9 protein-coding genes are annotated in these 12,313 nt (G+C 74.9%); 2 read left to right on the top strand and 7 right to left on the bottom strand.

All coding sequences use genetic code 11. The features are described from left to right. Positions 1–95: 95 nt before the first annotated feature. The 4 genes from ACF1ED_RS24825 to ACF1ED_RS24810 all read right to left on the bottom strand — a co-directional run bounded on the left by ACF1ED_RS24825 (position 96) and on the right by ACF1ED_RS24810 (position 5,789). The gene (locus ACF1ED_RS24825; protein WP_391763951.1) at positions 96–2,147 is read right to left on the bottom strand and encodes a helix-turn-helix domain-containing protein; all 2,052 of its coding nucleotides are present in this window, start codon (positions 2,145–2,147) and stop codon (positions 96–98) included. Positions 2,148–2,304: 157 nt separating this feature from the next. After that, positions 2,305–3,306: a BTAD domain-containing putative transcriptional regulator gene (locus ACF1ED_RS24820; RefSeq protein ID WP_391763949.1), complete on the bottom strand. Its 1,002-nt coding sequence runs from the start codon at positions 3,304–3,306 to the stop codon at positions 2,305–2,307. Between the two features lie 337 nt (positions 3,307–3,643). Next, the gene (locus ACF1ED_RS24815; protein ID WP_391763947.1) at positions 3,644–4,111 is read right to left on the bottom strand and encodes a DUF1772 domain-containing protein; all 468 of its coding nucleotides are present in this window, start codon (positions 4,109–4,111) and stop codon (positions 3,644–3,646) included. A gap of 97 nt (positions 4,112–4,208) precedes the next feature. Further along, on the bottom strand, positions 4,209–5,789 hold the full coding sequence (locus ACF1ED_RS24810; protein WP_391763945.1) for a von Willebrand factor type A domain-containing protein: 1,581 nt from the start codon (positions 5,787–5,789) through the stop codon (positions 4,209–4,211). Between the two features lie 286 nt (positions 5,790–6,075). Between ACF1ED_RS24810 and ACF1ED_RS24805 the strand changes: the two genes are divergently transcribed. After that, positions 6,076–6,792 carry a DNA-binding response regulator gene (locus ACF1ED_RS24805; RefSeq protein ID WP_391763943.1) on the top strand — a complete coding sequence of 239 codons (717 nt, stop codon included), beginning with the start codon at positions 6,076–6,078 and terminating at the stop codon, positions 6,790–6,792. Between the two features lie 22 nt (positions 6,793–6,814). Here the strand turns inward: ACF1ED_RS24805 and ACF1ED_RS24800 are convergent, their stop codons facing one another. Further along, the gene (locus ACF1ED_RS24800; RefSeq protein WP_391763941.1) at positions 6,815–7,690 is read right to left on the bottom strand and encodes an ABC transporter permease; all 876 of its coding nucleotides are present in this window, start codon (positions 7,688–7,690) and stop codon (positions 6,815–6,817) included. Next, positions 7,687–10,323 (bottom strand): alpha/beta fold hydrolase, encoded by a 2,637-nt coding sequence (locus tag ACF1ED_RS24795; RefSeq protein WP_391763939.1) that lies wholly within the window; start codon positions 10,321–10,323, stop codon positions 7,687–7,689. Before ACF1ED_RS24795 ends, ACF1ED_RS24800 begins: the two co-directional genes overlap by 4 nt. Before the next feature lie 221 nt (positions 10,324–10,544). Here ACF1ED_RS24795 and ACF1ED_RS24790 point away from each other — a divergent pair, with 221 nt between their 5' ends. After that, on the top strand, positions 10,545–10,721 hold the full coding sequence (locus ACF1ED_RS24790; RefSeq protein ID WP_391763937.1) for a hypothetical protein: 177 nt from the start codon (positions 10,545–10,547) through the stop codon (positions 10,719–10,721). A 72-nt stretch (positions 10,722–10,793) separates the two neighbouring features. Here ACF1ED_RS24790 and ACF1ED_RS24785 read toward each other — a convergent pair whose 3' ends face one another. Then, entirely contained in the window at positions 10,794–12,296 is a 1,503-nt protein-coding gene (locus tag ACF1ED_RS24785) for a CoA-acylating methylmalonate-semialdehyde dehydrogenase (RefSeq protein WP_391763935.1), read from the bottom strand. Positions 12,297–12,313 lie beyond the last annotated feature (17 nt).

Below are 12,313 nucleotides of genomic sequence, written 5' to 3'. Positions count from 1 at the left end.
CTCCGGCCGATCCCGGGCCCGCCCCAACGGGCCACCGGGGCGGGGTGCCCGTCCGCGACCGCGCGGACGGGCACCTGCGCGCGGGGCGGCCGGGTTCAGTCGGCCGGGGCCGCCGGGGGGCGGGCCGGGGCGGTGGCGGTGCGGCGGCGGGTCAGCACCTCGCGGGTGCGCTGGAGCCGCAGGGCGAGCTGGACCTCCAGGACCTGGCCGGGCTTCTGCCACTCGGGGCCGAGGAGTTCGCCGATCCGCTCCAGCCGGCGGGAGACGGTGTTGGGGTGGACGTGCAGGGCCTCGGCCGCGTTGGTGGGGCTGGCGCCGGAGGCGAAGTACGCCTCCAGGGTGCGGGTGAGGTCGGTGAGCCGCTCGGCGTCGTAGTCGAGGACGGGCCCGATCGCGTTCTCCACGAAGCCGTCCACGTCGTGGTCGTCGGAGAGCAGCATGCCGAGGAAGCCGAGGTCGGCGACGGCCGCGGCGGAGCCCGTACCGCCGAGGGCGCTCATCGCGTCCAGGCAGCGCAGCGCCTCCGCGTACAGCGGTCCGACCGCGTCGGGGCTGCCGCCGGGTCCGGCGGCGGCGACGGAGACCGGATGGCCGAGGAGCGGGGTGAGCTCCTCGGAGACCGCGGAGGCGGCGGCGGAGGCGTCCACCCCGGGGAGCAGCAGCACGACGCAGCCGCCCTGCACGGTCTTGAGGCCGGAGAGCCGGTACGCGTACGAGGACGCCCAGACCACGGCCCTGCCCTGCTCGCCGCCCTCGGGCCGGGCAACCACGAGGACGTGCGGCTTGCGCAGGTCCACGCCGAGGCGCCGGGCGCGCCGGGCGCTCTGCTGCGGGGCGTGCGGCGGGTCGGCGATGAGGTCGTCGAGGAGTTCGTCGCGGACGGGTCCCTCGGCGACGGCGGTGGAGCGCTGCATGAGGAGGAGCAGGGCGACGGACTGGGCGACGAGTTCGAGGAGCCGTTCGTCCTCGTCGGTGAGGCCGCCCTCGGCGCGGACCACCAGTCCGCCGAGGTCCTCGGAGCCGGCGATGACGGGGGCGACCCAGACGGAGTCGGCGGCGAGCACCGGGCGGCGCAGCGCGTGGGCGTCGAGGGACGCCTTGGCGACGGCGTCCTCGTCGAGGCCGGGGAAGTCGCCGCTGGCGGCGAGGCGGCGGCCGCCGGGGTCGCGGACCATGACGGTGGCGTCGAGGGCGTCGCCCGCGGCCTTGGCGACGTGCGGGAGGTCGCCGCCGGCCAGCACCAGGTTCATGATCCGGCCGTGGGCCTCGCTGACGTGCCGCATCCGGGTGAGGCTGGTGCGCACGCGCGCGCTGTCCCGCTCCAGTTCGAGGAGTTCGGCGCGGGTGCGGTCGAGGAGCCCGGCCTTCTCGACGGCGAGGGCGGCGAGGTCGGCGAGGGCGCCGAGCAGGGCGATCTCCTGGGGGGTGTGCTCGCGGACCCGGCGGTCGGCGCCGAAGAGGGCGCCGATGACGGAGTCGCCGCTGCGCAGCGGGACGGCGACGACGGCGCGGAGCCCCTCGGCGCGGACGGCCTCGTCGCCGGGGTCGACGACCTCGGCGCCGTCGAGGGCGGCGGCCGGGTCGGGTGCCTCGCCGCTGGTGAACCGCTCGTCGGCGGGGTAGTCGGGGGTCCAGACGGGTTCGCCGGTCCGGTGGACGATGCCGCCGAGGCAGTTGCCGGTGCCGATGCGCAGTCCCACGCAGAGCCCCGGACCGGTGGCGGCGCCGGTGTCGCCGCCGGTGCGGGAGCCCTCGGTGACGCGGATGTAGCAGGCGCCCTCGGGGCCGCGCAGGGTCACGTAGGCCATGTCGAGGCCGAGGAGGCGGCGGGCGCGGCGGGTGACGATCCGGAGCAGGCCGTCCAGGTCGTAGCTGAGCGTCAGGTCGCGGGCGGTGTCGGTGAGTACGGCGAGGGAGGCGCCGCTGCGGGCGGCCAGCGACCGGTCGTCGGCGCGTCCGTCGTGGACCGAGCGGGCGAGGGTGACGGCCCGCTCCAGCCGGGCGAGTCCGGCCTCGTCGAGTCCGGCGAGCCGGGCCTCGTCGAGGAGGGTCTCGAACTGGCCGGGCAGGGCCTGTCCGGCGAGCAGTTCCAGGACGGCGAGCAGCGCGTCGGCGCCCGCGCCCCCGTCCGCGCCGTGCGTGTCCATGGCCCCCACCCCCGTAGTCGAGCTTAAATCGGGCACCTCGGAGGAAACCCGTCCTCGCGGCCGAAACTAATTCGGTCTCGGGAGCGGGTCAACGGTGACGTGCGGCACTTCATTCCCCGTGGGCCCGTATCCCTCCATGGGCGGAGCCGACGAGCCGTCAGACGGCGATCGCCACCGCGGTGGTGACGGAGTCCGCGCGGGCCGCCTGGGACTGGGCGGGGACGCGCGGCAGGGCGGGGCCGTACCAGGTGACGGCCGGTGTCGCGCCGGCGTGCGCGGCCCCGGCTCCGGGGACGTGGCCGAAGACGTTCTCCCCGGGGGTGCCGGGGAGCGGTGCGCGGCCGCCGTTCCCGGTGGCCACGCGCGTGTGGCGGACGGCGAGGACGGTGTGCTGGAGGCGGCGGAGGCGGGCGGAGGGCTCCATGCCGGTCTCCCGCTGGAGGATCGCGCGCAGCCGCTCGTAGACGGCGAGGGCCTCCTCGTGGCGGCCGCAGCGGAGCAGGGCGACCATGAGGTGGGCCTGGAGCGGTTCGTTGGTGGCGTAGCGGGCGGCGAGTCCGGGCAGTTCGGAGAGGATCTGCTCGTGCCGGCCGAGGCCGAGCTGGGCCTCGACCCACTGGTCGAGGACGCTGAGGCGGGCGCTCTCCAGGCGCTCGATCTCCCGGCGCAGGCACGGGCCGGCGGCCACGCCCGCGTAGGGCTCGCCGCGCCAGAGGGCGAGGGCCTCGCCGAGGCGCAGGGAGGCGCGGACCAGGTCGCCGGCGTCCATGGCGCGGTAGCCGGCGCCGGCCGCGCGCTCGAACTGTCCGATGTCGTGGACGCCGACGCCGGTGTCGAGGCGGTAGCCGCCGGGGAGCGAGACGAGGACCGCGTCGGCGGTGCGCCGCTCGGTCCAGCCGCCCGCCGCGGTCTCGTCCTCGGTCTCGTGCAGGGCGCGGGCGATGAGCGCGCGCAGCTCCGCTATGTGGGTCGCGAGTTCGGTCCGCGCGCCGCGCGGGGCGCCGGAGGGCCACAGCTCCTCGGTGAGGACGGTGACGGGGACGACCTGGCCTGCGAAGGCGGTGAGCAGGGCGAGGACCTGGCGCGGCGCGGCCGCGGTCGGGGTGATCGGCACCCCGCCCTCGCGGACCGACAGTCCCCCCAGGATGTGGACGTCCACTATGCCCCCTCGGTGTCTGCGCACGCGGATCCTCAGGTTGATTAAAAAAAGACCCCCCTGGTCATGTCAATAAGAAACCGGAAGGTATGAAATCCGGACCCCTGAAATCGGAGTGATTCACCCTCTTTGATGGGATATAAGGACGGCGGGTTCTCGCCAGGGGCCGAAAGCCGATGCATGCCAGCGCCATGTTTCGGACTCGGTAGTTTGGTTTTGAAGGGTCCCTGCGGATGCGGAAGGGGTGATCTTCGACGAGATCGCGCCACTCCGGAGGGCAAGCCGACCCGGCGGTCTGTTTCACCGCCGGACCGGGAGTGCGGAGGGACGGGTTCCGGGATCAGCCGACGGCGGCCGCGGTGAGCAGGCCGAAGGCGGCGACGATCAGGGCCGTGCGGATCCGGTGGCAGGCGTTCCAGCGCGGCTCGAAGGCGGCGCGGGTCACGGCCGGATCCTCGTCGGGCCCCTCCGCGGCGGCGAGCGCCACGTTGAGCGGGACGTTCCCGACGATCGTCACCAGGTGGTTGAGGACCGCGCAGACGAAACCGGCGAGGACCAGCCAGCGCTGCGCACCGGTCCGGCCGTCCACCGGCACCAGATAGGCGGCGAGCGGGAGGACGGCGGCCGCCGCGAAGACGGTCATGAAGACCGCCCTGGGCACCGCCTCGTTCACACGGCGCATCGCGGTGACGAACGCGGCGTCCGTGAGGCGGCCCAGGGCGGGCATGATCCCGGTGAGGAAGATCAGGAGGAAACCGGCGTAGAGGCCGGTGCTTCCTACGGCGAGGGCGAGCAGCAGGGTGGCCATGGGGTCATGATGCCGCCCCCGCGGCGGAGCCGCCCGTTCCTCTCCGGACCCCTTCCACGCGCGCGCGTGGAAGGGGCGGGCGGCTCGGGAGAACGGCTCAGGCGTACGGGTCGGAGGACCGGAACTCGCCCTCCCCCGAGGGCCGTTCACCGATCAGCCGGTCGGCCTGCCGGACGGCTTCGGCCAGCTCGCCGACCACCGCCGAACCGGAACGCGCGCGGATGGATTCGGCGTACCCGGCCAGTTCGTCCAGGCGGGGCGCGCCCGGCAGCGATCCGCCGCGCAGCTCCTCCGCGAAGTAGGCGGAGATCGCGGAGAGCCGCAGGCTGTCGTGACCGGAGTCCCAGAGCCCCGCCCCCAGCGCGCCGGACGCGACCGAGCCCGAACGCTCCTGCGGGGAGCGGGAGTCGGGGTCGAGCCAGCGGACGGTGGCGGTGGCGATCCGGCCGCTCGCGCCGGGACGGGTCTTCACCACGTACAGGGCGGTGACCGTGTGCCCGGCGCCGACCTCGCCGCCGTCGACCCGGTCGTTCCGGAAGTCCTCGTCGGCGACCGCGCGGTTCTCGTAGCCGATCAGCCGGAACCGCTCCACGGTCTCCCGGTCGAAGGCGACCTGCGCCTTGGCGTCCCGGGCGCGCAGCTCGACCTGGCCGGGCAGCTGGTCGACGAAGACCTTGCGGGCCTGGTCCTGGGTGGAGACGTACGTGGTCTGGCCGTCGCCCCGGTCGGCGAGCCGCTCCATCAGCTCGTCGCCGTACTCGCTGCCGACGCCCACCCCGAAGAGGGTGATGCCGTGCTCCCTGCGCTGTTCGTCGATGTGGCCGAGGAGGGCGTCGGCGGCCGTCTCCCCGGTGTTGGCGAGGGCGTCGGAAAGCAGCACGACCCGGTTGGTGGCGCCCTTCCGGTGCCCCTCGGCGGCCACGTCGTAGCCGGTGCGCAGGCCGGCCTCCAGGTTGGTGGAGGAGCGGATGGCGAGGGAGTCGACGGCCTCGCGGACCCGGTGGCGGGCGTCGCCGAGCCGGGTCATCGGCAGCAGGGTCTCGGCGTCGTCGCTGAAGGCCACCAGGGCGACGGAGTCGTCGTCGCGGAGCTCGTCGGCGGCGAGGCGCAGGGCGTGCTGGACGAGGCCGAGGCGGCCGGGCTCGCCCATCGAACCGGAGACGTCGACGACGAAGGTGAGGGCGGCGGGCGGGCGTTCGCCCGCCCGGTCCGTGCCCCGGGTGGCGAGGCCGACCCGGACGAGGGACCAGCCCTCGGCCCCCGTGCGGGCACCGTCGACGGTGACGCTGAAGCCGTCGTCGGCGGGGCGCGGGTAGTCGGGGCGGAAGCTGTTGACGAACTCCTCGGGCCGCACGGTGGCGGGGTCGGGCAGCCGGCCGTCGGCGAGCGAGCGGCGGGCGTAGCCGTACGAGGCGGTGTCGACGTCGAGGGCGAAGGTGGAGAGGTAGTCGGGGGCGGGGCTCGGGGCCCGCTGCTCGCCCTCGGGGGCGCCCTCGTCCCGGCCCTCGGCCGGGGCGGAGGGCGCGGGCGCGGCGGTGCGGGCGCCGTCGGGGACGTGCGGCGCGGCCTCCCGGTGGTCGGAGGTCGAGCGCTCCCCTCCCGCGCCGCAGCCACCGAGGAGGAGGCCGGCGGCGAGCACCCCGGCGAGGACGGCGTTTCTCCGGTGCGGACGTTTCATGAGCGACTCCCCGTCGTCGTGCGGTTCTTGTCTTCCCGTTGCGGACCGGTCCCGGGCGCGGGCCACCGCCGGGTGCGGCGGGAGCCGCGCCCGGCTCCTGGGACTGTGACGAACGAGAGGCGCGCGCGGACCCGGCGAAGGCGTTGCGGATGGATCTCGATGTGGCAACGGAAGGCGGAACGGGGGCCAGTGGCATGGAGTCGCCACGTTTGTCCACAGGGGTTGTCACCGTGCGCAGTCGCGTGAGTACATGGAGTGGACATCGATCGGGCGGGGGTGGTCAGCGGTGGCAGAGAGCGCGGGCTCCGTGATGCTCGCCCGCTCGGCGATGAACCGGGCCGCGACCGAGGGACAGCGGCCGGCGGGGCGCCCGGTCCGGGGCGCGCGGCGCATCAGCGCGGCGCTCGCCGGGCTGGCCGCCTCGACCCGGCACGAGCTGCTGACCTTCGACGATCCGGTGGCCTCGGCGGACCACGCGATCCCCGAGCCGTTCCTGGAGCTGGCGGGAGCGTGCATGCGCGCGGCGGCGGAGCGGGCCGGGGAGGTGCGGCGGATCGTGCCCCGGCACGCGCTGCCCCGGCTGGAGGACGGACCGCGGATACCCGGACGGGCGCGGTTCGCCGACGCGATCCCGTTCAAGCTGATCGTGGTGGACCGGACGGTGGCGGCGGTCCCGCTCGATCTGGAGCTGCTGTACAACGGCCTGCTGCTGATCCGGGACCCGGTGGTGGTGCAGGCCCTGGTGCGGGCCCATCACGCCTGCTGGACGACGGCGGAGGAGCTGGTCCGCGTCCCGCCTCCGCGTCCCCCGGGCGCGCCGCCCGAGCCGCTCCGGCCGGTCCTGGAGGCGCTGCTGTCGGGGCTGACGGACGAGGCGGCCGCGGCGCGGCTCGGCATGTCGGCGCGGACGTACAGCCGGCGGGTGGGCGAGCTGCTCGCCGCGCTGGGGACGACGAGCCGCTTCCGCGCGGGCGCGGAAGCGGCTCGGAGGGGGTGGCTGTGAGACCCGGCCGGGCGGGGGCCGGTCAGGACACGATGTCCTTGCGGGCGAAGCCCCGGAAGGCGAGGGCGAAGAGGACCAGGGCGTAGGTGACGGAGATCGCCGCCCCCTGGGCCATGCCGCCCCATTCCAGCCGGGGCTGGAGGGCGTCGATCCAGGCGAACTGCCAGTGCGCGGGCAGGAAGTCGCGCCAGTCGCCGAGCGCCGTGACCGCGTCCAGGACGTTGCCGACGATGGTCAGGCCGACGGCTCCGCCGACCGCGCCGAGCGGGGCGTCGGTGCGGGTGGAGAGCCAGAAGGCGAGGCCCGCGGTGACCAGTTGGGAGACGAGCACGAAGGAGGTGGCGATGAGCAGGCGCAGGACGGCGTCCCCGGCCGGGAGCGAGCCGCCGGTGGGGAGCTGGAGCGGGCCCCAGCCGTAGGCAACCGTGCCGGCGGCGAGGGCGAGGAGCGGCAGGAGGAAGAGCGCGGCGGCGCTGTAGCCGAGCGCGACCGCCAGCTTGGCGGCGAGCAGCCGGGCCCGGGGCACCGGCGCCGCCAGGAGGTAGCGCAGCGAGGACCAGCCGGCCTCGGAGGCGACGGTGTCGCCGCAGAACAGCGCCACGGGGATGACGAGGAGGAAACCGGCGGAGACGAAGAGGCAGGTCGCCGCGAAGTTGGCGCCCGAGGCGGTCGCCGTGTCGATCAGGGTGATCCGGCCGCCGCGGTCGTCGGCGTCGGGGCCGCCGATGGCGAAGGCCACGATCAGGACGAAGGGCAGGGCGGCGAGCACGCCGGCCATCACCAGGGTGCGGCGGCGCTTCCACTGGCGCAGGGCCTCGACGCGCAGCGGCAGGGTGCGCCCGGGGCGGTAGCCGGGGGCGAGGGCCTCGGGGCCGGGGCCGGTGGCCGTTGCGGTCATGCGGATCCTCCGATCAGGGTCAGGAAGGCGTCCTCCAGGCGTCGGTGCGGGCCGACCCCGGTCAGCGGGACGTCCAGGCGGACGAGTTCGCCGATCAGCGCGGTGGCGTCGGCGGACCCGCCCTCGGGGGTGTCGAGCCGGACGAGGAGGCCGTCCTCGGCGCGGGCCGCGGAGCCGACGCCGGGCAGGGCGGCGACCTTCTCGACGAGCGCGTCGGGGACGGCCGCGCCGAGGGTGACGAGCAGGGTGTCCCCGGCACCGGTGATCTCGGCGACCGGGCCCGCCTGGACCAGCTGTCCGCGGTCCATGACGACGAGGTGGGTGCAGGACTGCTCGACCTCGGCGAGGAGGTGGCTGGAGACGATGACGGTGCGGCCCCCGGCGGCGTACCGGATCATCACCTCCCGCATCTCGCGGATCTGCGGCGGGTCGAGGCCGTTGGTGGGTTCGTCGAGGATGAGGAGGTCGGGCAGGCCGAGCATGGCCTGGGCGATGGCGAGGCGCTGCCGCATGCCCTGCGAGTAGGTGCGGACGGCCCGTTCGAGGGCGCCGCCGAGGTTGGCGATGCGCAGGGCCTCGTCGAGGTGGGCGTCCTCGGCGGGGCGGCCGGTGGCCTTCCAGTACAGCTCCAGGTTCTCCCGCCCGGTGAGGTGCGGCAGGAAGCCGGCGCCCTCGACGAAGGAGCCGACGCGGGAGAGGACCGGCGCGCCGGGGCGGATGGCCTGGCCGAAGACCCGGATCTCGCCCTCGTCGGGGGTGATCAGGCCCATGAGCATGCGCAGGGTGGTGGTCTTGCCGGCGCCGTTGGGGCCGAGGAGGCCGAGGACCTGGCCCTGCTCGACCCGGAAGGAGAGCTCGCGGACCGAGTACCGCTCGCCGCCCTTGTACTTCTTCGACAGACCGGTGATCTGGAGGGGGGTGGAGGCGAGTTCGGGGTCCGGCCCCGGGGTGGCCGTGCGGCGGCGGGCGGTCAGGAGGAGCGCGGCGGCGACGGCGAGGCCGATCAGCGGCAGGCCCCAGACCCACCAGGGCAGTCCGGCGGCCTGGGTGGCGACGGCGGGTGCGGTGGGCACGGTCAGCGGGCCCTCGGCGGCGACGGTGTAGCCGGCGGTGGTGACCGGCGAGGCGTAGCCGAGGTCGGTGGCCGAGACGACGAGCCGGAGCCGGTGACCGGCCTCCACCTCGTGGTCGATCGCGGGCAGGGTGAGGGTGACGGACCGGCCCTTTCCGGCGTCCTCGACGCGGACCGGGGCGACGAGCTGGGCGGGCAGCACCTGCTGCCGTCCGTCGGGCCCGACGTCGTACACCTTGCCGAAGAGGACGGCGGAGCCGTCGGGGGCGGTGGAGGTGACCTTGACGCGGACGGTCGGGGTGCCGGTGATCCGGAGCGGCTCGGCCTGCGGGGCCGCGTCGAAGCGGGCGTGCTGGCCGGGGAAGTCGAGGGCGAGGCCCACGCCGAGGGAGGAGGAGAGTCCGCCGCCGAGGCCAGGGACGGAGGAGACGGCGGGCGGGGCGCCGCCGGCCGGGTTGGTGAAGCGCTGCGCCGGTCCGGCGAGGGCGAGTTCGCGGGTGCCCTCGCGCAGGCCCGGGTAGCGGTCGGCGGTGGCGGCGCGCAGGGTGGCGCGGCCGTCGGTGGAGTCGACGCCGCCGGTGCGGCTGACGCGGAAGGCGGGGCCGGTGTCGACGGAGGCGTCCTTCTTGAGCCAGCGGTCGAACCAGGCGACGGTCCGGTCCTCCACGCGCCCGGCCTCGCGGTCGCCGCCGTCGTGGCCGCCGGCCGTCCAGTCGACGGCGACGGGGGCGCCGTTGGCGGTGAGGGCGCGGGCCATGGCGTCGGACTGGTCGAGGGTGAAGAGGGAGTCGTTCTGGCCCTGCACGATGAGGGTGGGGACCTTGATGCGGTCGCCGACGGCGGAGGGGCTGCGGGCTTCGAGCAGGGCGCGGGCGGCGGCGTCGGGCCGGCCGGAGACGGCGACGCGTTCCCTGAGGGCGCAGACCTCGGGGGTGAAGCGGCCGCAGGCGTCACCCCGGGCGTCGGTGCCCATGGAGAAGAGGATCCCGGACCAGAGCTTCTTGTAGACGCCGTCGGGGAAGAGGGCGTCGGTTAGGTTCCAGTAGGTGATCTGCGGGGCGATGGCGTCGACGCGCGGGTCGTGTCCGGCGGCGAGGAGGGAGATCGCGCCGCCGTAGGAGGCGCCGCCGACGCCGACGCGCGGGTCGCCCGTCTTGTCGAGCAGGACCTCGGGGCGGGCGGCGAGCCAGTCGACGAGGCCGCGGACGTCCTCGACCTCGTGGGCGGGGTCGTTGAGGCCGATCTTCCCGCCGGAGGCGCCGAAGCCGCGGGCGGACCAGGTGAGGACGGCGTAGCCGTCGCGGGCGAGCCGTTCGGCCTGCGGGCGGACGTCGTCCTTGGAGCCGCCGAAGCCGTGCGCGAGCAGGACGGCGGGGCGGCGGCCGGTGGCGCCGGCGGTGAAGTACGAGGTGTCGATCCGCACCCCGTCGAGGTCGAGGGCCCGGTCCTCGCGCTGGACGGGCGGCGGTTCGTCCAGGGCGGCGGCGGTCCAGGTGCCGGCGCCCGCGAGGACGGCGAGGGCGGCGGTGACCGCGGCCCACCGGGGAAGTCGGAGTCGCATGGCCCCGAGCCTAGGCGGCCCGCCTGTGCGGCGGCGGCGCCCGGGGACGGAGATGCGGGGCCTCCTGGAGGCGTACGCGGCACGGTCCGCGTACAGCGGTCGCGGTACGCGGGGGGCGGTGGCCGGCGGCGGGGCCGCCACCCGATCGCGTCGCCCGGCATGCGGTGGGCCGGTGCGTGCCGAAGAGTCGGGTCGAGTACCCCACACCTCAAGGAGAGAACATGCTTCGGCGCATCTCGATCGCTCTGGCCGGTCTGCTCGCTGTCGGCTTCATCGCCGCCTCCCCCGCCGCCGCGCACGCCGGCGACGTGGACGGCTGCTGGGTCAGCGGGCTCCACGCCTCGGCGGGCAGTGTCCACGTGTCGGACTTCGACGCCACCTGCTGGCACGTGGGCTGACCTGCGGGTCCGCTGGACCGCTCCGGGCGGGCGCCCCTTCAGGGGTGCCCGCCCGGCGGCATGTACGGCGGGTCAGTGGTTGCGCGGGAAGCCCAGGTCCACGCCGGTGGGGGCGTCGGCCGGGTCGGGCCAGCGGGTGGTGACGACCTTGCCGCGGGTGTAGAAGTGGACGCCGTCGTTGCCGTAGATGTGGTGGTCGCCGAAGAGCGAGTCCTTCCAGCCGCCGAAGGAGTGGTAGCCCACCGGCACCGGGATCGGCACGTTGACGCCGACCATGCCGGCCTCGACCTCCAGCTGGAAGCGGCGCGCGGCGCCGCCGTCGCGGGTGAAGATCGCGGTGCCGTTGCCGAACTTCGAGGCGTTGATGAGGGCGAGGCCCTCCTCGTAGGTCTCGGCGCGCAGCACGCACAGGACCGGGCCGAAGATCTCGTCCTGGTAGGCCTTGGCCGAGGTCGGCACGTGGTCCAGGAGGGAGAGGCCGATCCAGTGGCCGTTCTCGTGGCCCTCGACCGTGTAGCCGGTGCCGTCGAGGACGACCCGGCAGCCCTCGGCCTCGGCGCCGTGCACGTAGGAGGCGACCTTGTCGCGGTGGACGGCCGTGATGAGCGGGCCCATCTCGGAGGTGGGGTCGGTGCCGGGGCCGATCTTGATCTTCTCGGCGCGCTCGCGGATCTTCTCGACCAGCTCGTCACCGATGGAGCCGACGGCCACGACCGCGGAGATCGCCATGCAGCGCTCGCCGGCGGAGCCGTACGCGGCGGAGACGGCGGCGTCGGCGGCGGCGTCGAGGTCGGCGTCCGGGAGGACCAGCATGTGGTTCTTGGCGCCGCCGAGCGCCTGGACGCGCTTGCCGTGGGCGGAGGCGGTGGTGTGGATGTGCTTGGCGATCGGGGTCGAGCCGACGAAGGAGATCGCGGAGACGTCCGGGTGCTCCAGGAGGCGGTCGACGGCGACCTTGTCGCCGTGCAGGACGTTGAAGACGCCGTCCGGCAGACCGGCCTCGGCCAGCAGCTCGGCGATCTTGAGGGAGGCCGACGGGTCCTTCTCGCTCGGCTTGAGGACGAAGGTGTTGCCGGTCGCGATGGCGATCGGGAACATCCACATCGGCACCATGGCCGGGAAGTTGAAGGGCGTGATGCCGGCGACGACGCCGACCGGCTGGCGGATGGACGCCACGTCGACCCGGTTGGAGACCTGGGTGGACAGCTCGCCCTTGAGCTGGGTGGTGATGCCGCAGGCCAGGTCGACGATCTCCAGGCCGCGGGCGACCTCGCCGAGGGCGTCGGAGTGGACCTTGCCGTGCTCGGCGACGATCAGCTCGGCGATGGCGTCGCGGTTGGCGTCGAGCAGCGCGCGGAACTTGAAGAGGATCGTGGTGCGCTGGGCCAGCGAGGAGGTGCCCCAGGTGGCGAAGGCGTCCTTCGCGGCGGCGACGGCCGCGTCGACCTCCTCCACCGAGGCGAGGGCGACCCGGGTGGTCACGGCGCCGGTGGCCGGGTCGGTGACCGGGCCCCAGTTGCCCGACGTGCCCTCGACGGTCTTGCCACCGATCCAGTGGTGGACGCTCTTCGTCATGACGTGTTACTCCTTCG

This window comes from Streptomyces sp. NPDC014656, assembly GCF_043084305.1.
Classification (GTDB): Bacteria; Actinomycetota; Actinomycetes; order Streptomycetales; family Streptomycetaceae; genus Streptomyces.
This window is presented reverse-complemented; position numbering and strand designations above follow the sequence as displayed.

Excerpts from the sequence above, each read along its gene's own strand:
- ACF1ED_RS24795 (WP_391763939.1), bottom strand. The coding sequence starts at position 10,323 with ATGCGACTCCGACTTCCCCGGTGGGCCGCGGTCACCGCCGCCCTCGCC.
- ACF1ED_RS24815 (WP_391763947.1), bottom strand. The coding sequence starts at position 4,111 with ATGGCCACCCTGCTGCTCGCCCTCGCCGTAGGAAGCACCGGCCTCTAC.
- ACF1ED_RS24810 (WP_391763945.1), bottom strand. The coding sequence starts at position 5,789 with ATGAAACGTCCGCACCGGAGAAACGCCGTCCTCGCCGGGGTGCTCGCC.
- ACF1ED_RS24785 (WP_391763935.1), bottom strand. The coding sequence starts at position 12,296 with ATGACGAAGAGCGTCCACCACTGGATCGGTGGCAAGACCGTCGAGGGC.
- ACF1ED_RS24800 (WP_391763941.1), bottom strand. The coding sequence starts at position 7,690 with ATGACCGCAACGGCCACCGGCCCCGGCCCCGAGGCCCTCGCCCCCGGC.
- ACF1ED_RS24825 (WP_391763951.1), bottom strand. The coding sequence starts at position 2,147 with ATGGACACGCACGGCGCGGACGGGGGCGCGGGCGCCGACGCGCTGCTC.
- ACF1ED_RS24790 (WP_391763937.1), top strand. The coding sequence starts at position 10,545 with ATGCTTCGGCGCATCTCGATCGCTCTGGCCGGTCTGCTCGCTGTCGGC.